The sequence below is a fragment of the Haladaptatus sp. HS23 genome (assembly GCF_056892285.1).
This window is the reverse complement of record NZ_JBXGLH010000006.1, coordinates 149,960-176,463: the sequence shown is the minus strand read 5'-3', so window position 1 is coordinate 176,463 and position 26,504 is coordinate 149,960. Positions and strand designations below refer to the sequence as shown.

24 protein-coding genes are annotated in these 26,504 nt (G+C 49.9%); 15 read left to right on the top strand and 9 right to left on the bottom strand.

Annotation, left to right across the window (positions count from 1 at the left end; genetic code table 11):
- Nucleotides 1-21: 21 nt before the first annotated feature.
- Together AC1XDK_RS17265 and AC1XDK_RS17260 are read right to left on the bottom strand one after the other, a co-directional pair.
- Nucleotides 22-1,290, bottom strand: a complete 1,269-nt coding sequence (locus AC1XDK_RS17265; protein WP_483351206.1) for a M20 family metallopeptidase — start codon at nt 1,288-1,290, stop codon at nt 22-24.
- Nucleotides 1,291-1,454: 164 nt separating this feature from the next.
- On the bottom strand, nt 1,455-2,078 hold the full coding sequence (locus AC1XDK_RS17260) for a trimeric intracellular cation channel family protein (RefSeq protein ID WP_483351365.1): 624 nt from the start codon (nt 2,076-2,078) through the stop codon (nt 1,455-1,457).
- A gap of 575 nt (nt 2,079-2,653) precedes the next feature.
- Between AC1XDK_RS17260 and AC1XDK_RS17255 the strand changes: the two genes are divergently transcribed.
- From AC1XDK_RS17255 to bioD, 9 genes are all read left to right on the top strand, one after another.
- The gene (locus tag AC1XDK_RS17255; RefSeq protein ID WP_483351205.1) at nt 2,654-2,962 is read left to right on the top strand and encodes a hypothetical protein; all 309 of its coding nucleotides are present in this window, start codon (nt 2,654-2,656) and stop codon (nt 2,960-2,962) included.
- Between the two features lie 1,073 nt (nt 2,963-4,035).
- Nucleotides 4,036-4,374: a DUF7344 domain-containing protein gene (locus AC1XDK_RS17250; RefSeq protein ID WP_483351204.1), complete on the top strand. Its 339-nt coding sequence runs from the start codon at nt 4,036-4,038 to the stop codon at nt 4,372-4,374.
- A 69-nt stretch (nt 4,375-4,443) separates the two neighbouring features.
- On the top strand, nt 4,444-4,878 hold the full coding sequence (locus AC1XDK_RS17245; RefSeq protein ID WP_483351203.1) for a transcriptional regulator TbsP domain-containing protein: 435 nt from the start codon (nt 4,444-4,446) through the stop codon (nt 4,876-4,878).
- Complete coding sequence (locus tag AC1XDK_RS17240) at nt 4,875-6,227, top strand: NRAMP family divalent metal transporter (RefSeq protein ID WP_483351202.1); 1,353 nt, start codon at nt 4,875-4,877, stop codon at nt 6,225-6,227. Before AC1XDK_RS17245 ends, AC1XDK_RS17240 begins: the two co-directional genes overlap by 4 nt.
- Nucleotides 6,224-6,787: a hypothetical protein gene (locus AC1XDK_RS17235; protein WP_483351201.1), complete on the top strand. Its 564-nt coding sequence runs from the start codon at nt 6,224-6,226 to the stop codon at nt 6,785-6,787. Before AC1XDK_RS17240 ends, AC1XDK_RS17235 begins: the two co-directional genes overlap by 4 nt.
- Before the next feature lie 185 nt (nt 6,788-6,972).
- Entirely contained in the window at nt 6,973-8,076 is a 1,104-nt protein-coding gene (gene bioB / locus AC1XDK_RS17230; RefSeq protein ID WP_483351200.1) for a biotin synthase BioB, read from the top strand.
- A 9-nt stretch (nt 8,077-8,085) separates the two neighbouring features.
- On the top strand, nt 8,086-9,153 hold the full coding sequence (bioU, locus tag AC1XDK_RS17225; RefSeq protein ID WP_483351199.1) for a (S)-8-amino-7-oxononanoate synthase BioU: 1,068 nt from the start codon (nt 8,086-8,088) through the stop codon (nt 9,151-9,153).
- Nucleotides 9,154-10,410 (top strand): aminotransferase class I/II-fold pyridoxal phosphate-dependent enzyme, encoded by a 1,257-nt coding sequence (locus tag AC1XDK_RS17220; RefSeq protein WP_483351198.1) that lies wholly within the window; start codon nt 9,154-9,156, stop codon nt 10,408-10,410. It abuts the gene before it with no gap.
- Entirely contained in the window at nt 10,407-11,078 is a 672-nt protein-coding gene (bioD, locus tag AC1XDK_RS17215) for a dethiobiotin synthase (RefSeq protein ID WP_483351197.1), read from the top strand. Before AC1XDK_RS17220 ends, bioD begins: the two co-directional genes overlap by 4 nt.
- Before the next feature lie 36 nt (nt 11,079-11,114).
- Here bioD and AC1XDK_RS17210 read toward each other — a convergent pair whose 3' ends face one another.
- The 3 genes from AC1XDK_RS17210 to AC1XDK_RS17200 all read right to left on the bottom strand — a co-directional run bounded on the left by AC1XDK_RS17210 (nt 11,115) and on the right by AC1XDK_RS17200 (nt 15,012).
- A complete protein-coding gene (locus AC1XDK_RS17210; protein ID WP_483351196.1) occupies nt 11,115-11,780 on the bottom strand; it encodes an MBL fold metallo-hydrolase in 666 nt (221 codons plus the stop codon).
- Nucleotides 11,781-12,228: 448 nt separating this feature from the next.
- Entirely contained in the window at nt 12,229-13,581 is a 1,353-nt protein-coding gene (cofH, locus tag AC1XDK_RS17205) for a 7,8-didemethyl-8-hydroxy-5-deazariboflavin synthase subunit CofH (RefSeq protein WP_483351195.1), read from the bottom strand.
- A gap of 126 nt (nt 13,582-13,707) precedes the next feature.
- Nucleotides 13,708-15,012 carry an RNA-guided endonuclease InsQ/TnpB family protein gene (locus tag AC1XDK_RS17200; RefSeq protein ID WP_483351194.1) on the bottom strand — a complete coding sequence of 435 codons (1,305 nt, stop codon included), beginning with the start codon at nt 15,010-15,012 and terminating at the stop codon, nt 13,708-13,710.
- A gap of 832 nt (nt 15,013-15,844) precedes the next feature.
- Here AC1XDK_RS17200 and AC1XDK_RS17195 point away from each other — a divergent pair.
- From AC1XDK_RS17195 to AC1XDK_RS17170, 6 genes are all read left to right on the top strand, one after another.
- Nucleotides 15,845-16,459 carry a hypothetical protein gene (locus AC1XDK_RS17195; protein ID WP_483351193.1) on the top strand — a complete coding sequence of 205 codons (615 nt, stop codon included), beginning with the start codon at nt 15,845-15,847 and terminating at the stop codon, nt 16,457-16,459.
- 296 nt (nt 16,460-16,755) lie between these two features.
- Nucleotides 16,756-17,259, top strand: coding sequence for a hypothetical protein (locus tag AC1XDK_RS17190; RefSeq protein WP_483351192.1), 504 nt, complete (start codon nt 16,756-16,758; stop codon nt 17,257-17,259).
- Nucleotides 17,256-18,755 (top strand): UbiD family decarboxylase, encoded by a 1,500-nt coding sequence (locus AC1XDK_RS17185; protein ID WP_483351191.1) that lies wholly within the window; start codon nt 17,256-17,258, stop codon nt 18,753-18,755. Before AC1XDK_RS17190 ends, AC1XDK_RS17185 begins: the two co-directional genes overlap by 4 nt.
- Nucleotides 18,755-20,140, top strand: a complete 1,386-nt coding sequence (locus tag AC1XDK_RS17180; protein WP_483351190.1) for a UbiD family decarboxylase — start codon at nt 18,755-18,757, stop codon at nt 20,138-20,140. Before AC1XDK_RS17185 ends, AC1XDK_RS17180 begins: the two co-directional genes overlap by 1 nt.
- Nucleotides 20,141-20,598: 458 nt before the next feature.
- Nucleotides 20,599-21,081, top strand: a complete 483-nt coding sequence (locus AC1XDK_RS17175) for a GNAT family N-acetyltransferase (RefSeq protein WP_483351189.1) — start codon at nt 20,599-20,601, stop codon at nt 21,079-21,081.
- A 2-nt stretch (nt 21,082-21,083) separates the two neighbouring features.
- Nucleotides 21,084-21,365, top strand: coding sequence for a 2Fe-2S iron-sulfur cluster-binding protein (locus AC1XDK_RS17170; RefSeq protein ID WP_483351188.1), 282 nt, complete (start codon nt 21,084-21,086; stop codon nt 21,363-21,365).
- Between the two features lie 439 nt (nt 21,366-21,804).
- Here AC1XDK_RS17170 and AC1XDK_RS17165 read toward each other — a convergent pair whose 3' ends face one another.
- The 4 genes from AC1XDK_RS17165 to AC1XDK_RS17150 form a co-directional block, all read right to left on the bottom strand.
- The gene (locus AC1XDK_RS17165; RefSeq protein ID WP_483351187.1) at nt 21,805-23,457 is read right to left on the bottom strand and encodes an acetate--CoA ligase; all 1,653 of its coding nucleotides are present in this window, start codon (nt 23,455-23,457) and stop codon (nt 21,805-21,807) included.
- Between the two features lie 348 nt (nt 23,458-23,805).
- Entirely contained in the window at nt 23,806-24,678 is an 873-nt protein-coding gene (locus AC1XDK_RS17160; protein WP_483351186.1) for a fumarylacetoacetate hydrolase family protein, read from the bottom strand.
- Between the two features lie 372 nt (nt 24,679-25,050).
- Nucleotides 25,051-26,142 (bottom strand): cupin domain-containing protein, encoded by a 1,092-nt coding sequence (locus AC1XDK_RS17155; protein ID WP_483351185.1) that lies wholly within the window; start codon nt 26,140-26,142, stop codon nt 25,051-25,053.
- A gap of 112 nt (nt 26,143-26,254) precedes the next feature.
- The gene (locus AC1XDK_RS17150; protein WP_483351184.1) at nt 26,255-26,425 is read right to left on the bottom strand and encodes a hypothetical protein; all 171 of its coding nucleotides are present in this window, start codon (nt 26,423-26,425) and stop codon (nt 26,255-26,257) included.
- Nucleotides 26,426-26,504 lie beyond the last annotated feature (79 nt).

The following is a 26,504-nucleotide window of genomic DNA, read 5'->3' as shown; positions in this document are numbered from 1 at the left end:
ACAGGATCAAGCAATACGCTCTCAGTTCGAAAGCCACGCCAGCGTGCCAGTCACGAGGGTTTCGACGCCTGTTTCGAGGGTCGGATGGATTACTGGTGCGAAATCGGGACTGTGGTTTGTCGGGAGTTCCTGGAGCCGACCGTTCGCTTCCGCATTAGAATACTGCTCTTGATCCGTTCCGCCTACAAACCAGAACACGGATGGAACGCCCCACTGACTGCCGAAGCATCCAAAATCTTCACTTGCGGGGGCTGGTCTTGTTTTCTGAACCCGTGAGTCAGAGAATTGTGTGCGAAAGGCATTCGCGACAATTTTGGTTGCGTCGGAGTCATTTTCCACGCGATCGTAGCTGTCCAGTGTCGTAATTTCTGGCGGTTTTGGCGCATTCGACGCTTTGGCTTCGGAATTGACAACTCGCTCGATGGAGTCGAGAACGCGTTTGCGCACATCGGAACTGAATGTACGCACATTTAGCTTAATCGTTGCTTTGTCGGGAATAACGTTCTCTTTTGTGCCCGCCTGGATTGAACCTACTGTGAGAACCGCTGATTCGGACAGGCCGACTTCGCGAGAAACAATCGTTTGCAGACGCATAACGGTTGATGCGGCCATTACGACCGGATCGATGCTCGCTTCCGGCATCGAACCATGTGCGCCACGCCCAAACAGCTGAATCTGCAAGCTGTCTGCTGCTGATGTGACGACGCCCGAGCGTCCGGCGACCGTTCCAGCCGGCATTTTCATGACGTGCTGACCCAACACGACGTCGGGTTTCGGGAACCGATCGAAGAGATTGTCATCGATCATCGCCTGGGCGCCTGCTGCGATCTCTTCGCCCGGCTGGAAGACAGTCATCAATGTACCGCTCCACTGATCACGCGCGTCAGCGAGTAGAGAGGCTGCTCCTGCCAGCCAGGTAACGTGCATATCGTGACCACAGGTGTGTGCTACCGGAGTTTCATTTCCTTCAGCATCAGTGGCGGTTTCTTTGCTCGCGTACGGCAAGTCAGTTGTCTCGGCCATTGGCAGTGCATCCATGTCCGCGCGGAGCATGACGACTGGACCGTCGCCGTTGTAAAGTTCTCCGACGACACCAGTTTCCCCGATGTCTGTTGTCACATCGAAACCAGCTTCGCGCAGCCAATTTGCCGCAACCTCCGCCGTTCTCGTCTCCTGCATGGATAGCTCTGGATGTGCATGAACATCCTTGTATAATGATTCAAGCTCCGGAAGAACGCCATCGAGAGCGTCGAGCGTTTCTTCTGCCGATTTTTGAATCTCATCAGTCATCAATTCGTACACTCCGTCGAATTACTCGGGTTCTACTTGCTTAAAGGCGAGTTTCTTATTTTGAATATGTGGAGTAATAAATCGATAAGACTTTGCAGACATCTCTACCGCGTTAAAACACAACAGCAGATCGAGTAGCTAAATTGGTGTGTCGGTGAGTCAGGCTATTTGTCGTCGTCTTTTTCGCGCGCCAGTCCTAGTACCCGTGCTTTAGGGAGGCCCCAGCTGTAGTGGAGTGCAGCTAGTCGTATCCCAACGGTCACTGCTGCACACATTGCTGACGCGGTACCTCCAGTCCCGTCAAGGGTGGTCACGATCCAGTATGTGCCCCCGCCCAGCGCGGCACAGCTCGCATAAAAGTCCTCGAAGAGAATAAACGGGGACCGGTCCAGCAGAACGTCCGCAAATGCGCCGCCACCGGCCGCGTTGATCGTCGCGACGGCGACAACACCGAACGCAGAAACGCCGGTGCCCGTTGCGACAATAGCCCCGGTCGTCGCAAACGCAGCGAGTCCGACAGCATCAGAGAGAAGCACGACAGGATGGTCATCTGGGGAATCAAGGATGGTGCTCAATCCGACTGCCAAACCTACACCAAGAAGTCCGAGGCTGATCTCAATCGGTGATCGGAGTACCAACGGAATACGATTCACAAGGATATCCCTGGTCGTCCCACCGGCAAAGGCCATTGCGAGGCCGACGACAGTAATTCCGAACAAATCGAACTCCTCACGGATTGCTTTCGATGATCCGACAAGTGCAAATGCGACTAGTCCGATTGTGTTCATTATGCTAAATGGGTCAACGAGCAGTAACCCACCGAAGATTTGTGTCACTACTTCCTTCTACGAAAGCGAATATATTGAGGGCTATGCATCGCCTCTCGACAATAACGTGTTACCAACTATTGAGTGAGCGAGCACCAGAAACTAAAAAAATACTCTTCATTGATTTTGATCGGTGCTCCTACCTCGTCGTATTATCGCTAGCGATCAAGAAATAAGATACAAGGGCTAAAATTGGAAAATGAATTGAATTCAGTCTTTCTTGTTGGCCTTAAGCTCCACATATCAGTACAGCAAAACACGATTCAAAGAGTAATGTCTAATTTACACCTCCTCAACAAACAGAATCTGAAAAGTTCATAATATTATCTAATCGGCGATAAACGACAATCATCTCCGGACACCCATGCCGGATTACAGGTCTTAAATGAAATTTGCCCATTGTTGATTAAATAGTTCCAAAAATGATCCAGTAATGGTCACTCTAATCCTTGTGGAGCGAAATTCGGTCAATCATAAGATGCAAACACTGCCGGGAGAAGAAGGAATAATTCACTCTACACTAGAAAGATCACCCAATGATCGATAGTATTGAAGAAGAGGTCGACATAGTTGACCGTCATTTACACGTACTACAGATGGTCGTTAGCAATGAACCAATTGGGATTGTAAGAGTATCAAACGAACTAGATCTCGAACATCATGAAGTCCGTTATTCTCTCCGCGTACTTGAGGAAGCAAATCTCATCAGCCCAACAGAAAATGGAGCCATGCACACAGATCTGACGTCCTCGTTTATCGAGAATCTTGATGAGCAAATAGATGAAATGCAACTGAGAATCGCCTCAATGAATCCTAACGAATCGCAAGCTGAAATTAGTAACTAGAAGAAAAATTTTCCCCAAACCTAGAAAAGGTACTAGACATATAGAGCGGTTTGACGATATCTTAGGCAGTGGGTCAATCCAAGTCTCCTTCGTCGAGAATTGCCTACACGTACTCGTACGTGAGTTCCATCAGATCAAGATGACGAAACCTAGAGTTGTACTCTTCACCACATGAATGTAGAATATTTGCCGTATAATGGAAATATAAGATATATCATAAGGACCAGGGTGAGTAGTATACACCTTTTATAGAATCAAATTCTACGACTATTAACAGCAGCTAGTAAAGAAATGAGGTCTTGATCCTTCACTGTTCCTCGGTCGCGTCAGCGATGCGCTTGAGTGCGCGAGTCTGATCACGGAATTCGTCGCGAAGCTGGCGGACTTCCCGAACGAGTTCTCCGTCACCCATACTTCTCTTTCCCGGCCTTTGTAGCTAATACTAACGATTGTTGATATTTGACTATTCAAATTGCGGTATGGGGGACGCTCGGCATTTCATGAACGACATTGGGTGCAACAATGTAATCGATCTTGGTGGATGACAAGCCTTAGCCGAGCAGTCCTGTGGCGTTCATGCCACAAGTGACCTTTGCAGGATAGCAAAGATAGGAATTCGTATTGATGAAAATATTGCATCCTGGCGAGGGGGATAGGAAAACAGCAGATTGGTTTTGAAGTTCGTTTGAGCCGGTTTTTATCTCGATACAGGCGCTAAAGCCCCTCCCTGGTCGCGCCATTACAACAGAAAATTGTCACAATTGATCAAACAGCCCGTCCGATAGAGTCTTGACAAACATATCAAAATTCCTATAATTAAGTTACCGCAATGAAATGAGAAATATGAATATAACACGACGTGAGGAATGAGACTCATGGATATCTCTTAATTTATTAGCCTATTCAACAACCTAACCAATCAATATTTCCTAAACAAGTAGGGTTTTCTATCACCACTCAGTAGTACCCCCAATGAATACTAGATGTAAAATGGTATGAATTACATGCTAGTGGTAAAAGACTACAATTGTTGCCAAAGTGCACCTTCGATCACCAATTTCAAAACCTCACACATGACAGTTGACGATAATCATCATACGCCTACACTTACGCTGGAAACGGTATTCAAATTACTTGCCGTCCCTGTGCGACGCCATCTCCTCTCTTACTTACAAAATATGGAGCAGTCGGTTGCGTCACTTGACGAACTGCTCGAGTATATCAACTCGGAAACCGAGTCAGCAAAGACACCACAACAAATTCGAATAGTACTTGTCCATACTCACTTACCAAAACTTGCGGAGTATGGGGTAATCGAATATGATGAACGGACCGAAATGGTGCGCTATCACAGTGGGCAATATTTCGAATCGGCGATCGCGTTTGCAGCAGACCATGAAAGGGACCAGTAAAAGAGATACACGATGATGCCACTGAACTCTAATACCTGCTAACCGATTTCTTAGTAAATATTAAAAGCGGTGTTTAAGATAACGATAGTCATAACAATAGAACTTCGTACGACGATTGACAGTACACAAAGTTTTCTGCTGGTGAGTGACGAGCAATTAGTGACAGTAGTATCGTTAGATGAAATATTGACAGGGAAGCACTCTACGGATGAAGAGCCAGTCGAAACCAGCCAGTCAGGACTTATGGATAACTGGAAAAGTAGAGATTCATTCAGTTTGCGAACACCATTATACTCATATTGGCCGAGAACGCTCATCGAGGAATTCAACGACAATGTTGAAAAGAACTTTCTGATGATACTCAAGTCGGTTGACACAGTTCCTTACGAAGACGAGGAACTCGACGATCAATCCACTGATGGCGAGGGTGATGACTTAAATTACCCAGTGGTACTACCAAGTAGAAACCTTATTCTAATAGGATCAACGATCTGGAAAACATGAGTGAAGAAACGCGGTATAACGTTTGGGCCGCCACTCACGGCCAACTGAGCAAATACCTTTCCGAGATGGGACCGTCGTGGATCGCTGGTGCAATCGCCGCAGGCCCCGCAACAATGGCCAGCCTCATCACCGCAGGTGCAACTTTTGGCTACGATCTCCTGTGGGTTGTGGTCCTCTCGGCAGTTCTCGGTGCCACTGCGCAGTATCTTGCGATGCGACTCGGCCTTCTGACGGAGTCAGGAATCGTCTCCGTCGTTGAAACGAAACTTGGCAATGGGTGGGCCTGGTTTCTCGTCGCCGACGTCGTGCTCGCGGCAGGTCTCGCCCAACTGGTCATCATGAAAACGGTTGGCAGCGTTTCTGAGACCGTGACCGGAATCGATGCTCGAATCTGGGGCATCATATGGGCGATTCTACTTACAGTTGGACTCGCCGGCCGTGGCTACCACGTCGTCGAATTTGGCGCAAAAGTCCTCGTCAGTGCGGTCGTCGTCGCTTTCCTCGCATCGGTGTTCGTCATCCCTGTCGAACTCGACCCGGCAATAGCAGGGTTCGTTCCAACCGTTCCCGGCGGCGTCGATAGCGCACTCGTCGCGGCGGGTATTCTCGGCGGCGCCGTTCATATTACTCTCGTGACAATGCAATCCTACACGATGCGAGCGCGTGAATGGACTCGAAGAGACTACGGCCTCGCAACCTTTGACATCGGCGCATCGATGCTTGTCGCGTTTGGTGTGTACAGCCTCGCTATCTTTCTCGTGGCCGCGGGTGTGCTGCACGCGCCCGACGTACAAGCGAGCGAGTTGACTGCCATTGACGCAGCCCAGGTCCTCGGTCCACTGGTTGGAGCGAACGCGAAATGGTTGTTCCTTCTCGGTCTCTGGGGTGCGGCCGTCTCTACACTTGGTGGGAACACAGTGGTCCCACCCTACGTAGTCGCGGACAAACTCGGGTGGAATACTGACATTACAGACGTCCGCTACCGTGGCTTGCTCGCTGCCGTGGCTCTCTTCAGTGCTGGCGGAACATTTGTCGGCGGCGCGTTCTTCCCTTTGCTTATTCTCGTGCTGGCGTTTGGACTTGTCGGCACACCATTCGTGCTCATACTCATCCTCTATCTCCTGAATAAACCCGACGTAGTAGCAGTACGGAACTCCAGGACCGCCAATGCTAGCGGACTTGTTCTTATCACCATTACATCGATACTTGCAGGATCGTTCATACGCCAGCAAGTTGCAAGCGGACTCGGCAATCCAATAACGCTGTTCGCCGTCGTCTTCGCTGTCGCGGTCACACTGGCTAGTCTTGGTCTTGTCGTCAAGTTTGTCCGAGAGGAAGCGCGTACATGACTACCGACTTGCCGTTCTCTCTCACGGGTTCGATCCTTCTGACTGGTGCCTCAAACGTTGGTAAGACCCGACTTACCGCATACGCCCTTGACGCATGGATCCATCAGCACGGCCCTCAGGATGTCGTCATCTTTGATTTTGGCCCTGAATACGAATACGAAGGACAGATACTAGGTCGACGCCTCTCATGGTTTACGGATATCCCTGACGAGACGTTCCAAGGTATCTTAGACGCTCACGCACCACGAGCGGAGAGCGATACCGAAGCGGAACTACTACGTCTTGCAAGCGAGAATGCTAACGGCATGAAGCGCTGTCTCGCAAGCGCTCCGACAGACCCGACCGCTGTTTTTGTCAACGACACTACCATCGGCTTTCAACACGCATTAGGCGAGATCAACCACCTCATCGAGTATTGTGACGCTGCCGAAATGGCCATCCTCAATGCATTCGAAAGCGATGAGTTCGGCACAGACAATCCAGTATCACGACAGGAACGTGCCACCCTCAATGCGCTCAAGACATGGGTCGACCGAACCATTACACTTGAATCGGGATAATTCGGCTGTCAATTTTTGCCGTTACGATCTTAGGATTTTTCTCTGTATAATACGGATCTGATTCTTCTCAATTTACTCTTTCAAGAGGGTAGCGAGATCGATATCAGTACCTTCATTTAAAATTTAGTATATGAATATTGACTATTTTACTAAATTTTTTATCCTCGTCAACCAGTAATGAGAGTGTGGTTGACGAGATTGAAAACGCGACAATAGCGGGTGCTGTCAAACGCATACTGGCAGGTGAGCAGTTAACTCGGCGCGATGGATTAGCGCTTATCGCACAGCCAGTTGAAGAGCTCGCAGTCGCTGCTGACTACGTTCGTTCACAGTTCGGTAACGATACGGTCGATGCTTGCTCGATCGTAAACGCAAAAGCAGGCAATTGCGCAGAAGACTGCGGATTCTGTGCGCAATCAGTTCACTTCGACACCGGTATCGACACGTATGGGTTTCTTGAGCCAGCAGAGATACTCGCTGCCGCAAAACGAGCCGAACGAGACGGCGCTCAACGGTTTGGCATCGTTGTTGCTGAAAAAGGCGTTTCAAAAGAACAGCGTCCACAGGAGTGGAGGGACGTCCTCCGAGCCATTCGCCTGGTTCGCGACGAGACTGATATAGAGGTTGATGCTTCGCTTGGAATCCTCACGGAAGAGGAAGCTCAGATTCTCGCTGATGAAGGAGTCAATCATTACAATCATAACATCGAGACGTCGCCGCGGTTCTTCCCAGAGATTGTCGACACCCATTCCTTCGAGGACCGGGTCAAAACCCTTAAAATTGCCAAAAGTGCCGGCATGGATTTGTGTGCTGGGGTTATTCTTGGCATGGGTGAGGCGCCTACGGATCGTGTGGATGCAGCCATTGCCCTCCAGGACATCGGTGTGTCCTCGCTTCCTGTGAATATTCTCAATCCGGTCGCGGGAACGGCACTCGGCAACAAATTCGGTGATTCTGCAACCATCTCCACCAAAGAGATCATCAGGACCATCGCAGTCTACCGGTTGCTCCATCCTGAAGTCCGGGTACGGTTGACCGGCGGTCGTGAGGTTAATCTCGAGACGGATGAACAGCATTTACCGTTTGAGGCGGGGGCAGACGGAATCCTGACCGGAGACTACCTCACGACATCGGGCCAGTCACCCGGTGATGACATCGAGGTAATGGAGCGTGCTGGTTTGGAACCCAGCATGGAGGTAAATGAGTTCGACGTAGAAGCCGTCAAAGAACGGACGAAGAAGCATAGCGCGCCAGCGACAGCGGAACACGGAATCAGCAATACGGACTAGACGACTAACATGGATGAAATAAGCTTCGCAGTACTTGGTACAGGTGGTATCGGTCGACGAACACTCGACGTTTCAAAGAAGAAAGAGACATTAACGCCTGTTGCGGCGTGTGATCGTCATGGAGTCGCCATCAACCACGATGGACTCGATGTAGACGAACTACTGAGGGCGACAGAGGGAAACATCGCGAGCGATCCTGAAACCCGCGAGATGGCAATAGATGGCGGTTCGACGGATAATAAAAGTGGTGTCAAGCAAACTGGGGAAAATGCCGGGGTTGTCGCGTCCTCTCAGGCAGGTCCTTCGGAGACACCAATTGACGATATCATCGCGGAAAGCGAGCGAATCGATGCAGTGCTCATTGCGCTTCCAAATTTCGAACACGACTTTATCCCACGGGTGGCTGATCGTTTTGCGGAAGCCGACTACTCTGGCGTTCTCGTGGACGTGCTGAAACGCTCGCGAGTCATTGATATGCTTGACAACCGGACGAAGACGTTTGAGGAAGTGGGCATCACGTTCGTCTGTGGCGCTGGTGCTACGCCTGGTTTCCTTACCGGTGCAGCGGCCATCGCAGCCCAATCATTCGTTGAGATAGAGGCGGTCAAAATCTGGTGGGGTGTTGGTCTCAAATCCGGTTATGAGGACAATCGGGGCACTGTTCGCGAAGATATTGCACATCTACCTGAATACGACATCCAAGATGCTCGCGAGATGAGTGACGAAGAGATTGATGCAGTCATCGACGAACATAATGGCGTCATTGAATTCGAGGACATGGAGCATGCTGACGACGTCCTCTTAGAACGAGCCAATATCTGCGATGCAGAAGACGTGACTGTCGGTGGCATTCTTGATGTGACGTCAGATGAAAAGCCGACAACGACGACTGTACAGGTCACGGGGAAAACCTTCGACGGAGAGACGGGGACCAACACATTCCAGCTCGACGACAACACGAGCATGGAAGCCAATGTTAATGGACCAGCTCTCGGCTATTTGAAAGCCGGTGTTCGTCGCAACCGGGCTGGTGAATACGGGGTCTTTGGGCCTGCAGAACTAATGCCCGGGTTTTAGATGTACGACGACACAGACAACAATACGAGCTTGAGGGCCAGGAAAGATCGGGATCAAAGGCACGGGTTCGACCTAGCGGAACGTCTCGCCAAGCGCGAGCGACAGGCCCTCAAACGGAATCTCACACCGGTCGATCAGGTCGCAGCGTGCAGTCGCGTGGCTCCCGATCCGAAGGGATTACCGCCTGAATTTGATGATGAAGTACAATTGGTGTTTGCGGCAAACAACTATCTTGGGCTTACAGTTGACGAACGGGTCCAACAGGCCGCCGCTATCGCAGCACGAGAAATTGGAACTGGTGCAGGCGCGAGCCGACTCGTGACTGGAGACACACAGATCCACCGTGCCCTGGAACGTGACATCGCCGAGACCAAGAACGCAGAACGTGCACTCGTGTTTTCGTCAGGCTATGCAGCCAATACCGGGATAATTTCGGCGCTAAATCCCGATGTTATCATTTCTGATGAGCTGAATCATGCGAGTATTATCGATGGCTGCCGACAGACTGATGCAGAGACACTAGTGTATGACCACTGCGATCCCGAAGATCTCCATGTGACACTCGAGCAGCGAGCATGCGAGGGAAGTAGCGATGAGTCATGGTTGGTCGTTACTGATTCCGTCTTTAGTATGGATGGTGATGTGGCACCACTACGAAAACTCTGTACCATCGTCGAGGAGTACGGTGCGTGGCTGATGGTCGACGAAGCACACGCGACCGGGCTCTACGAAGGTGGGGGTGGTATTGTCCAACACAAGGGGCTCTCAGATCGGGTTCACATTCAGATGGGGACGCTCTCGAAGGCCTTCGCGAGCCAGGGTGGGTACGTCGCTGGTACCGAGGAGGTGATTGACTATCTGCTCAACGCCGCCCGCTCGTTTGTCTTCTCGACTGGGCTTGCACCGCCGGCTGCAGCGGCGGCACGCGAGGCGTTATGCATTGCTCGCAACGGTGATCGCTCAGCACAACTCTGGGAAAACGTTGAGCGTCTTCGCGGTGGACTTGAGGAAATGGGGTATGACGTCTGGGGGGAAACCCAGATTCTACCTGTCATTATTGGCGACCGAAAAGACACGATGGCACTGGACGAGTATCTGCGCACGCAGAACGTCATCGCCCCTGGTATTCGACCGCCGACAGTACCAAAGGGCACTAGCCGAATTCGGGTGGCACCGATGGCAAGCCATACCGAGGAGGATGTCGACCATTGTCTATCAGCGTTCCGAAAGGCTAGCCAGGATCTGGATCTACTATGAGTGATGATTTCGTAGTCGTTGGAACCGATACGGGTGTAGGCAAAACTGTTGTAACCGCAGGCTTGGTAGGAATGCTCCGAGCGGATGGCATTGACGCGAAGGCCATCAAACCCTGTCAAACAGGCTATCCTCCGGATGACGATGCTGGATTCGTCACTGAAGTCTGCAGGACAGACACTGCGGCGACTTGTCTTCGGCGTTTGAAACTGCCGCTAGCACCTGAGATCGCAGCTGAACAAGAAGGTGTGACTCTCTCCTATGCAAAAATATTGAAGGAATGTGAACAGATGTTAGCTGACACAGAATGTGGCATCGTCGAGGGTATCGGTGGCCTCCGAGTACCATTAGCCAACGGCCGTGAAGTTATTGACTTGGTTGCGGACCTCGATTTGCCTGCGGTGGTTGTTGCCCGGTCAGGGTTAGGTACGTTGAATCATACGATGTTGACTGTCGAAGCACTTCGCCAGCGGAATATTCCTGTTCTTGGTATTGTTCTTAATCAGTATGAAGGTGCTAGCATCGCCGAGAAAACGAATCCGCCTGTAATGGAGCGAATGACTGATTTGACGGTCTGGACAATTCCACCCCTAGACCTAGCAGACCCGAGTGCAGCCGTTGATGGAGCGATTAAACATCTTCCACGGTCTCTTCTGGAGGACTCAAAGTAGTCTTCTGATTTGTGTTCTTTCATCGACTAAATATCATCAGAACACTTCAACGCGAATCCCGTCTGCTTCCAGTTCTGTCGCAAATGAATCGACATCGGTCTCGATCGGGTCAAACGTATCGTAGTGGACCGGAAGAACTACTTCAGGATCGATACTCCGAGCGAATTCCATAGCTTCGTGGCGATCCATCGTAAAGTGACCACCAATAGGTGGGATGAACACGTCAGCAAGAAGGTTCTCGTGATGGGGGAGGAAGTCTGTATCAGACGGAAAAAAGACAATCGTGTCCGCAACTGTCAGCAGAAGTCCAATCACTTCGCCCCGAGCATGGAATGGATTCCCATCGTCGTCAACGTGCTTGCCTCCGGAATCGTTGTACGCAGGTAAAGTCTGTACGGTAACGCCATTGACGTTTACTTTGCCTTTATGCGGAAGGTCAGTCACATCGAATGCAAGGTCGCTAGTGTCGATCGCTTCATACGCAGCGACAGTTACATCAGGTCCAGCGACTGCTTCGATGGCGTCAGGATCGTAGTGGTCGAAGTGGTCATGAGTGATGAATACAATGTCACCATCACTCGGTTCGGTATCGAGTACATCATTCCACGGGTCAATATAAACGACAGTGTCATTGTCAGTTTCAATGCGAACGCTCGCGTGACCAAGCCGTTCGAACGCCAGCTCGTTGTGAGTGACGGACATGATTATGAATGGCTACAAACCCTTTGTATATAAAACCCGATATAGAACGAATAGCGGGAGATCGGATGGACAGCTAATTGATATGCTCTGGCGTCTAAAGACGCAAGAATCTACGAAGTGGATATTGCTTGCGCGTTTCCTCAGGAACGAAGTACGTCTTTTTCCAGAATGCTGTAGGCAGATGCGCATGTCCGCGATTGACGAAATTCAGTACACGAAACCGTACTTTGAGGACGAATCGATGAAGATATTCGGTTCCGAATGTCGATCGATGGATGTCTCGATCGAGCACTTCATTACCGACGGTGCTGACGAACACAGTCGGGAGTTTACGTACAGGTATGACTCGGGACTACTACGCAACTCTTCGTATGAGTAGTCAACATTGGTGAGTGGAACATGGCGAGCACGGATTTTACGAAATCCACCACACAATTACCACCCTTATCTAGTTGAGGAGTGGTGTGCCGTCGGCTTCAGGTCCGAGTTTGGGTCCGATGATGTCTGCGTCTGGGTCGATACGCCGGCGCTTGGTGTAGTCTGTGTTGCGCTCAACCGGCGGGCGACCGATTGCCTTGAGCATCTCCGTGTAGTCCGCGAAGGAGCGGAACTCGCCGTACTCGCCACCGGCGCGCTTCGTGATCTCCTCAGAGAGAATGGTGCCCATGAAGTCGTCCGCACCACAGTTCAGGAGCTTGAGACCAAACTCGTCACCGTACTTCACCCACGAGGACTGAATGTGCTTGATATTGTCGAGGAAAAGGCGTGAGACGGCTATCATGAGTTCATCCTCGGCCTTGCTTGCGCCGGACTCGACGACGCCGTGCTCGTGGAGTGGCGTGTTTTGGTGGATGAACGAGAGCGGGACGAACTCCGTGATGTTGCTCGTTCGGTCCTGCAGGTCTCGAATCATTTTCAGGTGGTGGACACGGTGGGCCTCGTTTTCGACGTGGCCATACATGATGGTCGCGGTCATCGGCAGGCCAACCGCGGCGGCTGACTCCATCGATTCAACCCACTCCTCGGTACTTATCTTGCCTGGGCAAATGACGTCGCGCACCTCGTCGACGAGGATTTCGGCGGCCGTGCCCGGCACCGTCTTCAGACCGACCTCCCGTAGCTCGCGATAAACATATTCGTAGTCCCAGTCGGCGCCGCGCTGAGCGTGATAGACCTCCTCGGGAGTCATCGAATGGACGTGTGCACCTGTTTCGGCCATCGCCGCGATCTGCTCGCGATAGGTCGACGGATCGGTTGTGTATGTCTCTGGGGGCTTGTAATTGAGTTCGGGGTCGTTGGCATCGAGAGCCTCGTGATGCTCATCGTCGAGCGCGAGTCCTGGATGGAGACCTGAGACGGACGTCACTTCGTAGACCCCGCGATCAACCGCATCCTGAACAACTTCACGCGATTCGTCGGGTGTTTTCGTGAAGCCGCCGTGGTCATCCTGGTAGGACTCCTCAAACAGGTGGGCAGTGTCCTTGAAATTGCAGAAGAGACAGCCGACGTTGCATGCCGTCGTAATGTTATTATTGATGTTCGCGACGAACGTCACCTCGTTGCCGACGATGTCCGCGCGACGGCGGTCAGCGGTTTCGAGGACGAGTTCCTTCCGTCGCGGGTCAAGACCCATGACGTCCGTCCCCGTCGTTATGAGTTCAATCCCGTCGTCGACTGTGAGTCGTTCACCGTCACGTGCCTTTGCGAGCGCGTTCTCGAAGGATTGGTCGGTCTCGGGCAATATCTCGAAGCCGAACTCGTCGGCGTCAAGAGCCGCCGCCTGCTCGTCGATCCAAGACATACATCCAGTTGCGTGCGGACATCTAAAAGAGAGCAGGTTTCCCCAAAGATATGCCACATTATCTCCATATGGAGTGACATCCTCCCCGCAGTGAACGGCGGGGCTTCCCGTGCCGCGTTAGGATATTTACGGTTCGCAGATGCTCGCTTGTTCAGCGAACGTCCCCTGTCCACTACTCGGGTCGTGTTCTCCACGACGGAACAGGTTGACTACTGGACGTGCCACACGCCCGCTACTCCTATCCCCGGGAGACCGGGGATTCAGAGTTACCTTTTCTACTTGATCTAACCGACGCCGAATGTTCTCCGCACCATTCGAGTCGGCATTCATCACGGCGTCACACCCACGACAGACGTACAAGCCACGCTCCACACGGTTGGCGTCTCGCTTCTGCCCACAACGCGAACACGTCTTTGACGTATCTCGCTCGCTCACCGTGACCACGGTGATGCCTTCGGCTTTCGCCTTGTACGTGAGCAAGTTCGTGAAGCGGTCGAATGCCCACCCGTGCAAGCCTTCGTTGCCACGATCGCCCCAATTTCGGGGCTCGCCAGTTTCGCCGTCTTCACGGATGCCTTCGAGGTTGCCAACAGCAACCGTTCCGACACCGTGTTCGACGCACTCCGTGACGATGTGTCTGGTGACGGCGTGCAGGTAATGCGACCGACGCTCGGAACGCTTCCGTCGGAGTCGGAGCGCCTCGTTTGACCGAGAGGAGTTGCACTTCGCTATCTCCTTAGCAAAGTATCGCTCGTCGGTTTTCAGGGCGTTTCCCGGATACAACTCGTGGTCGCCTGTGGAATACGCGATGGCGGCAAAGTTCGAGATACCGAGATCGATACCAGTGGTTTGGTCTCCGGGAGACTCGGCCTCGATTTCGTGCTTGCACACGATGTGGAGTTCCCATTCATCTCCGTTCCAAACGGCACGGACTTGACGGACGTTCTCGACAATAACATCTGGTCGGGTTTCGATTTTACAGAGGATGAAGTCCGACCAGTGTTCTTTGAGGTTTCGACCTTTCGAAAGGCGAATTCGGTCGTTCTTCGCGTCGTGTTTGAAGCCGTCTTCTTTGAACGTAACCGTAGAGCGAGGGTGGTCGCCGTTGTGTTTTCGGTACTTCGGTGGGTTTGCACGGTCGTCCCCGTTTCGGCGCTTGGCGTACCACCCGTTGAACGCTTCAGCGAGTTCTTCGATGACTCGCTGACTCGACTGAGAATTGAGGTCGGCGTAGCGTTCGTGGGTCTTCAAGTATGCCTTGAGCGGGCCATCCTCGGGGATTGTTCCTGTTTCGCTCCAGATACGATCACACGTCCAGCGTGCGATGTTCCAGAGTTTCGAGGCGGCAAACCCAAGCGAGTCCAAGTCACTCTTGATCTGATGCTGGTTCCTGATGGAAGCAACGTAGGTGCGAGTGACCCGAATCGCCATACATAGACTATGTAGACAAACCTACTTAATGGTGTGGATTCACATGGAATATCCAGCCTGCCATCGGCGGTGGATTCTGTGGGAGTTGTCGGATTCATTCCCGCCGTAAACGGCGGGATTCTCTCCTCGCAGAAAGATAGCAGCGACGGAGGTAGGTATCCGGTAGATTTTAGCTAATTATGGAATCCACCGATAAACCGTATTTGAATAGTGAATTTGGCATTCAAAAGCGATTGAAGAGGGTTGACACTGAGAACCTCCTGGCGATGCGAGACTCATTATATCCCTGACTCTGTGAATCAGTGATTCAATGATCTACGTCTTGCATAGCGAGTTCGCGTATTTTTGTTCGTTTTTTGATTTTCACGAAATGCCACGTCAAAAACCCGATGTAGAAATGCTCCTCCTCTCCCACATAATATCTTCATACTTCGATTACTCGTTCAGGCGATGAAAATGATCTCGACCTCTTTCATTTACTCTGGTTCAATCTATCTCATGGCTGCATCCCGTCCTCGCGAATGATTAACGATTCGTCATCAACTACTCTTGTCCTACTCGTAGACCCGATATTGGTTGTGAAAGGATACTTTTGCGTCTTATTTATGTGAAATCAGTTATGGAGCGACGTAACTGTGGACTATTGATTGAGAGCTAAACATCTTTATCCGGTACCGTGTATTGTACTCATATGGTCTGTATAACCCGTAAGAGCACACTAGTAGATATAGGAGGAGAGTTCTGTGATCAGCCCCATCTTGTCGACAAAGTACGAGAGACAATCTCAGTATTGTAAGTTCCAATATCAGATGATAAAATAAACTCAATAAAAATGAAAGATATTGATCCAGCCAAACGGATAGAGATCCACACAGAAGATTTGAAAGGCAAGACAATCTATAAGATAAGTCCAGTAAACAGAAAAGGCAAATATGTTCCACATCTGAAACAAGAATGGGATAATCACAATCTTGTTTCTATATCTGACGGCGGAGTTAGTAGCAATGCACCACTAATTCAGGGTAAGGATGTACACGTTAATAAAGATACAATCACTCGAAAGGCAGCAGCACCCTTCAATGGAACGTTCGAGTGGAAGTATCTTCGTGATATGATGATACGATCTGATGGAGTCCTAAAACCTATTGCAGAGAATCACGCTGCAAAGGTCGCGGGATCGATTATTCGGTTTGTAGAAGATCTTCAAAGAGGCACAATTGTTGTTGCCGATTTCGCGGATACTCTCGTGCCTGGGGTCATTAGTGATTCTTGTCGATATAACCCTGACTCACCGGTAACTACAGCAGGCCCTACTCATGTGTTTCAAAGGAGTGTTCAGTGGTCACGCACGGAGAATGGGAATTTACGTCCTATTCAAAATAATGACACAACTTTCTGTCTTGATTCAGGGAAATCCCCGATCCAAGAATTGACGGTGGAATTGTGATGGAAATATTTATAAAAATCTCTGGCTACAACACTTCCGGATGGATTTCTATGGTATCACCGGAAATCTGAATCGGAAAAACAGAACGCGCGAGAAAGCGTTTCTATTAGATCTTGCTCCTACAGATCAACAAGAGAGAGTACTCAACAAAAAAGTTCAGTTACTATCCAAACTTTTCCCTGTAAAGTCGATAGCTATTAGAAACAACATTCTGAGGAGGAAGAGCTTATATACCGTCGTACGGTGGGTATTGACATGGATTATTTATCTTCCCGGGGCACAAGGAGGTGGGAACGATGACTGCTGCATACACTACCTCAGAGGAATATCTTCCCGAAAATCCTGATGGAGAAGTGACCCTACAAGTCACAGATGAGAACACGAAAGAAATCTTCACAACACGAGCGTATATTTCACAAGATCCAGAAAAATTGTCCGATCCAGAACCTCTTACTATCGTTCGAGGCCCACACGAGAGTGTCGAAGAAGAGATGTACATCGAAATTTTAGAAACAGAAATCGATGAGATGGAAATTGACCGAAAAGTTTTGATTGAATGTATCAGACAAAGTGAAGAGAATTCGAATGTTATCAACGCCCGCTCAGAAGAGCTCCGAGCGCTTTTACTCTATTTAGTCGAAACGAGAAGATACAACTCTGTTTCAGAAGCTGTTCGGGGATTATTAGAAGACCATCTTGCTGATAATTATTCGGATTTGGTAGACGAATACGTTGACGCTCGGACGGAACTTGAACGCGAAGAATTGTCATCTAAATTAGGAGGTGACGGCGGTCAATGACTGCAGATAGTTTTCGAGATTATCTCTCACTTCTTGACGCTGCAAATGAGACGACAAGGATCGCTCAGCCGGTGTCATGGAATCTTGAGGCGAGTGCACTCACGATGAAAGCGGATCTCACTGATGCTGAGATACCAATATTCGAAGACGTTGGTGATCAAGTATCAGTCGATGCACAGCTTGTTGGAGATCCATATCGCGGCCCAAGAGCCCGCCCATGGGACCGAATGGCTGTAGCACTCAACTTGCCGACAGGAATGACAGGTGACCAGTACTACAAGACAATAATCGATCGACTTCAATCACCAATTTCACCAACAACTGTTACGAGCGAATCTGCTCCTTGTAAAGAAGTTATACGGACAGGCTCTGAGGTCGACCTCTTTGAATTTCCGTGGCCATATATTCACGAAGGTGATGGAGGGCGATATTCGAATCTGCATACTGCAATTACGACCGACCCTGATTCGGAATGGACTGACTGGTCGTCTCACCGGGCAATGATCCATTCCCAAAAGAAAGCGAGTATTCTGCTTCTTGCCGGTGAACAAACGCCAAACCTCTACTATTACAAATATGAGCGACGCAATGATCCAATGCCGATTGCAATTGCGCTCGGATCAGAACCAGCGGTTTATTTCTCATCAGAGATGTGGATTCCAACCGGTCGTGATGAAGCAGATTTTGCAGGAGCGTTAAAACAAGAGCCGGTTGAACTCGTCGAGTGTGAGACAAGCGACCTCTTAGTCCCTGCCAGTGCAGAAATCATCATCGAGGGGACGGTGCTACCTGGCGAACGATTAGATGAGGGTCCCTTCGGGGATTATTTCGGATATATGAACGGCCCTCGACGATCAATGCCGGCTTTGGAGGTCGATGCAATCACACACCGCAAACGACCGTATATCCCGTTTTGCGTAGAAGGGGTCGGTGTTGGTCATACACACAACTCAAGCTCAACAATGGAAGTGAGTTGTGTTGGACCAGATGCAACGCTAGGGCTTCGAGCTGCAGGGTTTGATGTCGAAAAATGTGTTCCGTGGCGGTTCACCCCGCGTACAGCATATACCGTATCAACTGAAAATCCTCGACCCGGCTATCTCCATGAACTCGCGAATTTTATCTTCACAACCTGGGGAATGCTCCATATCGATTTCTTCGTCTTCGTTAATTCCGATGTCGATCCATTGGACCAGCGTGCTGTCCTCAAAGCAATTGCTATGAATGCAGATCCGAATCAAGATTTCCACCAATTTGGTGTTGAGACGATGCCCAAGGTACCACTCAACATCTACCAAACTCCTGAGGAAAAAGGCAATATCGAAACAGGAACTTCGAAGACTAAGACGTCAAAAGCATATATCGATGCGACAAGTGATGCTTCACAGGCATCTCTTCCTTATCTCCACAATGACGAGATAGTAGAAGAGGCACGAAAAACACTTGTCGAATCGGGGTTATCACTCGAAGCAGTATCTGCTTCGGAGGTCTCATAATGAGCATTCGGAATCTAATTTCGATGCTCGAGGCAGAGAACGACCTTCTTCAGATCGAACAATCGGTTCACTGGATGGATGAAGCACCAGCTATCGGAGCAGAGGGAGCAAGGCAAAACGGATCAGCAATTCTTTTCGAGAATGTCCCTGGAAAGACTCGGTTAGTGAGTGGCATATATGGGGGACTTGACCAAATGCTCCCAAGGAATCGAACTCCTTGGTCACGTCTTGCCATGGGGGTTGGATTAGATAGTAAGATACCATATGATCAGTTCACTCGTCAGCTCACGAAGACACCATCAAACAATTCACGGCCCGATCCCACGTCTCTCAAGGCTAAGCCAGTTGGCGTCGATCTTTATTCGCTTGGGTTACCGGCACTTTCGGACGAAGCACCAACAATTACACTTGGACTCTGTGCAGTAACTATCAGCGATAAAACGGTGTGGGCGCCAATCCATGCGGTCGTGAAAAACCATGGCAGTCTAATCGCCTCAATTCCTGCTGCTCTCGGAGAGCAGTTGTCACCCGAAACTAACGTCACTATTGCACTGGGTGTGCCTACAGCGTGTCTCATCGCTGCAGAATTATCGTGGATGGGTGAAACGAAAGCTGGAGATACCCTTGCATTGGCACAATCGTATAGCGATATAGCATTCGCCAACGAGCAAGGTGGCTTTATTCCGGCAAGTGCTGAAGGAGTCATTAGTGGAACGGTAGGTGAGATGACCGACCATCACCTACGCCCCAGAGAAGGATGGGAGAAAGCAACTAAAACTGTAACACTGAAAATTCGCGTTACCGACCTTGCGCTACGCGAGAACGCAATACTCCCCTTCTCACCACTTGGAGCACCTCTCGCAGACGATATTCATTTGGTGAGCATCGTAGAGTCAGTTCGATTGCTCCGTCGGCTGAATAACTACTGGGGAGTAAGTCCAGTAGAATGGATCCACCTTCCAGCTGAAACACACCTCGGGTTGTGCCTTGTAGCAACAGAAATTCTCTATGCAGGATTCGAATGGCAACTCGCGAACACTCTCTTTTCGTTTTCACGATTGTTCGACAAAGTGCTCATCCTCGATGAGGACACACCACCAGGAGATCTTGCAAAAGCGTTCGATGATATGTGGATCAAGGCACATCCATCTCATGACTGGCATTTCAGCGAGCCAGAGGCCCCTGCCGCAACAGCAACTGAGTACCGAAGCGATGGAACAACGGGATCTAGATTATTCATTGACGCAACATGGGATCCCCGATGGGACGACGAATTTATCGCCCCACAGGTCGATTTCGAGTCGTCGTATCCAGAGAACATTAGAGCATTCGTTCTCGACAATTGGGATACAATGGGATTTTCGACAGGTCCCGGAGAGTTATGACAAATGAAACAGGTCAGTGTCGATAATGGCAATCCCGAAGAGGCAAATACCCATATGTCTTCCCAGAACGAGAGCTAATAATTTGAATCCGACTTCCTCGGGACATCTCGGTAGCCATCCGTCATTTCATTTGTCGATCCGATCACCCACACATTTTATAATTCATCCTTGGACTGTCGTTCGCTAACCATTGTAGGTGATTCGTATATCTAATATTTTGACCACACAATACTTACAACGCCATAGCATATTTCGCGAAAAATTTTCCATCATGTTCATTTTTGAGGGATGATGCGACGATAGAACTATGACATCCGTTTTCAAATCGCCAGACAGAGGTACCATTGATATCCATATTCACATTCAACGCGATTTTTCACGGCGATGTAGAACATCTGTATGGACTCTAAGATTTGGAGGGGACAACTTATTTAGCCCACGTGTCCGATTCCATATTCATGGGTGTAACAATCAGACACGCGGATACAGAAGACGGTAATGAACTTCTCGAGCTGTGGCACGGATTTACAGACCATCTCTCGAAATACGATGACCGATACCGTCACAAGGAAAATGCAGACGAGCGTTGGCTTTCGTATTTTGAAAACCAATTAGTTGATTCGAAATACGGTACAGTTGTCGTTGCAGAATCTGACGACGAAATAGTCGGTGTCGTTGAGGCCAGAATAATGGGTAACCACCCGGTATTCCGTCTCGAAGATCATGGTCATGTCAACGGTCTCTACGTGATTGAGCCTTATCGGAACGAAGGAGTTGCACGAGCAATGCTTGAGACTGCCAAGGACTGGTTTCGCGCCTCTCCTCGTAATGTGAACTTCTATCGAATCAATGCCATCGAAGGTGATGAAGCAGCACAAGAGATGTATGAAGCGCTTGGGTTCTCCCCCGTTGAACATGTCTATGAAAACCAACTGGAATAACTATGGTAGAGAAATATAACGTAGAATTCATCAATGAAGATATCACCATTGAGGTTCCCGAGAACCAACCGATTCTAGAGGCTGCAGAAGAACTGGGTCTCGATCTCCCCTATCAATGCCGAATGGGAGTTTGCGGAGTCTGTTCTGGCCTCATCGTTGAGGGAGAAGTTGATCAAACGGAGGCGATGTTCCTCTCTGACTCAGAACAAGAAGAGGGCTATGTGCTTACTTGTGTCGCAAAACCGCGCTCAGATATAAAAATAGAGACGAACACAGGTCCATAGCAGCTGGATAGGTGGAGATATCCTGTTTTTCAATTGTTGTAAGAGAGAAAAGAAACTGCCGTAGCGTGCTGTATACAGTAACTGTAAACATTGAAATCCAATATGACAGTTTTGTTTGAGAAAGTTGCGAAAACCTGGCCTAATATTACTGCAATAGCGAAGTAACAGCGAGGTCGGGGCCCTTAGTACTATTCGATTGGCGATATCAAAGGCGGCTTATTCAACATTACAATATTAGAGGTGTAATGTACGGTCCAATTAGAGTCCCTGGTCACGAGAAGAAACCCAGGCATCGATAGCAAACAGTGTATACAAATTCGTAATCGAATTTCGTAAACCAGGGCACAACTCCTAAGATAGGTTTCATCTAGCTTCTTGAAATGGATCTATGGACACACCAATCGTAAGGGGCAAACAAAAAAGCGAGAGGTTTGTTCTATCAGGCCGATTCTTCAGGTTGATCTTGTTCCTGCTCTCGTAGCTTTACTCGCTGTATCTTCCCAGTTTCTGTTCGGGGGAGATCATTTACGAATTCGATTTCTCGTGGATATTTGTACGGTGCTAATGTATTCTTCACTGAATTTTGCAGTTCTCCCACGAGTTCATCATCCGTGATCGTTCCATCACTCGGTACAATGACTGCTTTAACAATCTGTCCGCGTTGTTCATGCCGACTTCCAATCACAGCGACTTCGCTCACTGCCTCGTGTTTTTCGAGAACTGCCTCGACTTCAGGGCCAGGAATATTGTAGCCGCTAGAGATGATAAGATCATCATAGCGAGATTTGTACTCGAAGCGACCGTCTTCCCGCTGAACAAAGATATCTCCTGGGAGGCTCCAACCGTCTTCTACGACGTCGGCCTGTTTGTCTGGACGATTCCAATATGTCATACCGGTCGGCCCTCGTACAGCAAGTAAACCGGGTGTCCCCCGAGGGAGATCTTCACCCGTATCTGGATCAATTATCTTGCACTCATACCCTGGCACCGGGAACCCGGTGGCACTGGGGTCAACGTCATCCGATTGACGATGGCTGATGAAAATATGGAGCATCTCAGTGGTACCGATGCCATCGAAAACTTCGATACCATATTCCTGCTTCACTTTATCGAATGTATGGGGGGTGAGTGGCTCACCTGCGCTTATCCCCACTCTGAGGGTAGAGATGTCGTATTTTTCTGGTCCATCTGGATGTTTTGATAGAATCTGATTGTACCCTGTTGGGATAGAACAAAAGACGGTGATTCCGTGATCCTCAATCGCTTCCAGCAACGACTTTGGGGTGGCGTTTTCGACAAGACTTGTACTAGCACCGAACCGCAATGGGAACGTCACCAAATCACCATACCCATAGGCAAATGGGAGTGGTGGGTTGCCTCCGAAAACATCATCTTCCGTAGGTGTGAGACAATATCTAGCATACGTATCGGCGGTTGCTAGTAATTGTCGCTGGGTGTGAAATGTCCCTTTTGATCGGCCTGTGGTTCCACTCGTGTACAACATGAGAGCCGGATCCTCCCGATGCGTTTCATACGTAGTGAGTTCAGCAGAGGCACTCTCTATTAAATCATCATAACTGTGAAAGTCGTGATTGACACCACTGCGTTCAGCGACAATAATCTCCTCGAGTGTCTCGAGATCCTCGTTGGCTGCCTCTATTTCATCTAGCAAATCATCATATACGACAGCTGCCGTTGCTTCAGCGTCGTTGATAATGTATGTGAGTTCTTTTGCCCGCAATAATTTCATCGACGGGAGCGCTACAGCCCCAATCTTCTGGGCTGCGAGACAGGAGACTATTGCTTCTGGCCTGTTCGTAAATCGAACTACGACCCTGTCTCCTGGCCCAACACCTAGTTCTTTAAGGGCATTCCCCAATCGATTAATTTGCTCTTGAAGCTCACTATATGTTATCGTCTCATTCTCAAAGTGGATGGCTACGTTGTCCCCTCGTCCTTCTTCCACGTGTCGATCTACAAGTTTTGTTGCTACATTGAGCTTCTCGGGGTAGTGAACCTCGGGCACTGCGTGTATCAAATCCGGATGATCAGCTTCATCTGGGAGATATGACTGTGGGATATTGGCTTGCATAGCCTAGATTGTTAATTATGGTTTCGAACAAAATACCTTCCGGTTGGTATCCATCTCTTGTTCTAGGAAAATAACAACCTAGTCCAAAATCCGTTTGGGTTAAATTTCTGAATCAAACCGAGCTCCTTAGATGTCGATTCGATTGTCGTCTCAAGCCGACTCTTCAAATATCGACTGCCGTCTGTAGTTCTTTGGCGATAAATAGAGACAAAAGACCAAAACCAAGTAGATATGGTCGTATACTACCAGCAGGTGACCGTGCTTGAACAAAAAGTGCACGACTAATCAAAATCCTCTAGGGCGTCGAAAGAATGTGGCGGATAGCAGTTTGTCGATAGTGAGCTTGAATTACTCTTGACCGTGTTTCTGGACGTCCACGTCAGCGAATGTTACGTCACGTTCCTCGACGTCAATCTGCATCGAACCAATGGACTCAATTTCGGCGTCGACCGTGTCACCGTCAGCGAGCGCTCCGACACCCTCGGGTGTTCCAGTCGTAATGACGTCTCCAACCTGTAGAGTCGCACCGATGGAAGCGTACTGCACTACGTCGGCACAAGTGTACACCATATCGCTGGTGTTTGCGCTCTGACGCGTCTCACCGTTGACCGACAGCGAAAGATCGAGGTCCTGCGGGTCGCCTACCTCGTCAGGCGTCACAATCGCCGGACCGATAACAGTAAATGTATCGTAAGATTTCCGATTGGAGCGGTCTTGATCACCGCGAACGGAAATGTCGAGCAGCACCGTATAGCCGAAGATGTTGTCCCATGCAGTCTCGTTATCCACGTCTTTCGTTTCCTCACCGATGACAAAGCCAAGTTCGACCTCGTGGTCAATGCGGCGGTCACTGAACGGGATGACGATGTTTTCCTCGGGCCCGATGACGCTGGAAGGTGCCTTCAGGAAGTACCCCTTGTCCTTGATAGAGAACCACTCATCAGTAGTGATGTCTTTGTCTGCGATGGCCTCCTCAATGTGAGCCTCGTAGTTCAGCGGCGCCGCGATTACCTTTCCTGGACGTCGAACAGGCGACTCGAGTGTTACATCGCTTACGTCGTAGTCAGCCTCGGCGTCCTCGTACTCGGAAGCGTCGTAGTCGCCATTCATGTACTCGACGAGTGGGTCCGTCGAGGAAAGACCGAACCGATCGGTCAGGTCGACGATCCCGTTGTCAGTGAGCAATCCTAGCCGCTCATCGTTGAATCGAACGAATCGCATAGGGACGTATACGATTGTAAGCCACTTAAATAATATTGTTGCGGCGATGAGTGGAGTCGTCTAGTCTTACTAGTTATAGAACTCTGAATAAGTCTCTCTCTCTCTCCACGTTTCTGAACTTCATAAATCGATAGCTATACACTAGTCTATACATTCGGTGTTACTCTATCTGCACTTGCTATTCCTTCACTTCGATGGATAGGTAATATCCCGATCCAGTACAAGATAAAAATTCGCTAAAACCAGATATTCGTTCAACAATGGACGGAGATATTTAAGCAAAGAGTCGGTCACCAGGCAATATTGGAAGTAGACGATGTTCTGTGGATTTCTCGAAATTCATCGAACGGATGTAATGAGGAGTCAGGTCCGCTACGACGACGGTTCAGCCTCGGCGTAGAGGTTGAACGCCTCGAACACTGGACGGTCGGTCATCCCGAGCAGAATCGCTTCGTCGTCCGGTTCGTGATGGTGAATTTCATCTGGAGGAACAACGAAGATGTCCCATTGACTCCACTCAAGGGCATCGTCACCGACGTGGGTCGCACCCTCCCCCTCGATGACGAAATACACTTCTGTCGCGTTATGGAAGTGTGGATCGGTCGGCCCTTCGTTCAACAATTGCGCGCGGAACGACATCGTCGGGAACAACGGTGGCTGACCGGACGCTGGGTTGACGTACGAGAGGCTGTATCCATCATGGGGGTTTGGATCATCATTATCAGCACGCTGCCGGAGTGTTTCCAGCATTTCCGTCCAACCAAACCGATACGGAGGCGTAGCCTCACGAATTCCTTCGAATGGACCAGGAATCGAGTTGTCTTTCGAGGCCTCCGTATCGCGGGCGCGACCGTACTGTGAATCCCAGTACCCCTGAGTTTTTGTAACTGGCTGGCGCTCGAGTTCATGATTTTCGAACACGTTCCGCGCGTTCAAAGAGTCAAGGACGAGTGGGAGGTCAAGCACGTCGAGCCACGCGGCCGTTTCGTCGGAGTCGTTGACGTGGTCGTGCCATTCCCATTGTGGTGTCGTGATGAGGTCATTGTCCTGCATCGGGAACTCCTCACCGGCAACGACGGTCTTCATATCTTCGTTACCGTCGATGGTAAATCGGAGGGCGTTTGCTGAGTGCCGATGTGAGGGAGCTGTCTCACCTGGTGAGACGGTTTGGACACCCACGTAGATGGTGTTCGAGATGGCATTCCCGAGCGAGGTGTTGATCGGGACGGCGACGCGCCGCTGGAATCCCGGTGGCAAGTCGGCGATAGGAACATCCTGTTCGATGTTATCGATTGCCGTCTGAATGTCTTCCCATTTCCAGATATCCGCGACGGGATTCTCTTGGACAGTCCCAAAGTCTTTTTCTACTTCCCAGAGTGGACGGAGACCATGCTCATTGAGGATGCTTCGCGTATCGGAACTCAGTTCTAAGAGTTCTTCTGGATCAGGATCTGTCTGTACCATAGAGAATAGTTGACACAGATACGTATTAAAGATGTTGGAGAGTTCTACACCGCGAGGCGACTAATCAAACCGGACTGCTTGAATGCTGCTGCAGAGAACTGTAAGCGGAGCGCTATGCCTGTGTCTCAAAAATGTCTTGTGAGCTGAAAATCGAGCGACACTCTTCACAAACCATCTTTTGCTGAATACCATATTCCCAGAGCTTTCCGCCACAATTCTCACAATCAAAGTGTGCTTGAACGAATGGGATTTCTTCCGCGTATGGGTTGTCGAACTCAGCCATGCGCCGGTATAAGATAAGAATTTGTAAAAGAGTATCGGGCACCCCTTGCCAGCGATACTGACAGACGGGAATACGCTTC

Bases quoted from the DNA above. Each gene is read 5' to 3' on its own strand.
- AC1XDK_RS17170 (WP_483351188.1), top strand. From the start codon at position 21,084: ATGGTAGAGAAATATAACGTAGAATTCATCAATGAAGATATCACCATT.
- AC1XDK_RS17220 (WP_483351198.1), top strand. From the start codon at position 9,154: ATGTACGACGACACAGACAACAATACGAGCTTGAGGGCCAGGAAAGAT.
- AC1XDK_RS17195 (WP_483351193.1), top strand. From the start codon at position 15,845: ATGAAAGATATTGATCCAGCCAAACGGATAGAGATCCACACAGAAGAT.
- AC1XDK_RS17255 (WP_483351205.1), top strand. From the start codon at position 2,654: ATGATCGATAGTATTGAAGAAGAGGTCGACATAGTTGACCGTCATTTA.
- AC1XDK_RS17210 (WP_483351196.1), bottom strand. From the start codon at position 11,780: ATGTCCGTCACTCACAACGAGCTGGCGTTCGAACGGCTTGGTCACGCG.
- AC1XDK_RS17180 (WP_483351190.1), top strand. From the start codon at position 18,755: ATGAGCATTCGGAATCTAATTTCGATGCTCGAGGCAGAGAACGACCTT.
- AC1XDK_RS17160 (WP_483351186.1), bottom strand. From the start codon at position 24,678: ATGCGATTCGTTCGATTCAACGATGAGCGGCTAGGATTGCTCACTGAC.
- AC1XDK_RS17175 (WP_483351189.1), top strand. From the start codon at position 20,599: ATGGGTGTAACAATCAGACACGCGGATACAGAAGACGGTAATGAACTT.
- AC1XDK_RS17185 (WP_483351191.1), top strand. From the start codon at position 17,256: ATGACTGCAGATAGTTTTCGAGATTATCTCTCACTTCTTGACGCTGCA.
- AC1XDK_RS17155 (WP_483351185.1), bottom strand. From the start codon at position 26,142: ATGGTACAGACAGATCCTGATCCAGAAGAACTCTTAGAACTGAGTTCC.
- cofH (WP_483351195.1), bottom strand. From the start codon at position 13,581: ATGTCTTGGATCGACGAGCAGGCGGCGGCTCTTGACGCCGACGAGTTC.
- AC1XDK_RS17150 (WP_483351184.1), bottom strand. From the start codon at position 26,425: ATGGCTGAGTTCGACAACCCATACGCGGAAGAAATCCCATTCGTTCAA.
- AC1XDK_RS17165 (WP_483351187.1), bottom strand. From the start codon at position 23,457: ATGCAAGCCAATATCCCACAGTCATATCTCCCAGATGAAGCTGATCAT.
- bioU (WP_483351199.1), top strand. From the start codon at position 8,086: ATGGATGAAATAAGCTTCGCAGTACTTGGTACAGGTGGTATCGGTCGA.
- AC1XDK_RS17265 (WP_483351206.1), bottom strand. From the start codon at position 1,290: ATGACTGATGAGATTCAAAAATCGGCAGAAGAAACGCTCGACGCTCTC.
- AC1XDK_RS17200 (WP_483351194.1), bottom strand. From the start codon at position 15,012: ATGGCGATTCGGGTCACTCGCACCTACGTTGCTTCCATCAGGAACCAG.
- AC1XDK_RS17250 (WP_483351204.1), top strand. From the start codon at position 4,036: ATGACAGTTGACGATAATCATCATACGCCTACACTTACGCTGGAAACG.
- AC1XDK_RS17240 (WP_483351202.1), top strand. From the start codon at position 4,875: ATGAGTGAAGAAACGCGGTATAACGTTTGGGCCGCCACTCACGGCCAA.
- AC1XDK_RS17190 (WP_483351192.1), top strand. From the start codon at position 16,756: ATGACTGCTGCATACACTACCTCAGAGGAATATCTTCCCGAAAATCCT.
- AC1XDK_RS17235 (WP_483351201.1), top strand. From the start codon at position 6,224: ATGACTACCGACTTGCCGTTCTCTCTCACGGGTTCGATCCTTCTGACT.
- AC1XDK_RS17260 (WP_483351365.1), bottom strand. From the start codon at position 2,078: ATGAACACAATCGGACTAGTCGCATTTGCACTTGTCGGATCATCGAAA.
- bioD (WP_483351197.1), top strand. From the start codon at position 10,407: ATGAGTGATGATTTCGTAGTCGTTGGAACCGATACGGGTGTAGGCAAA.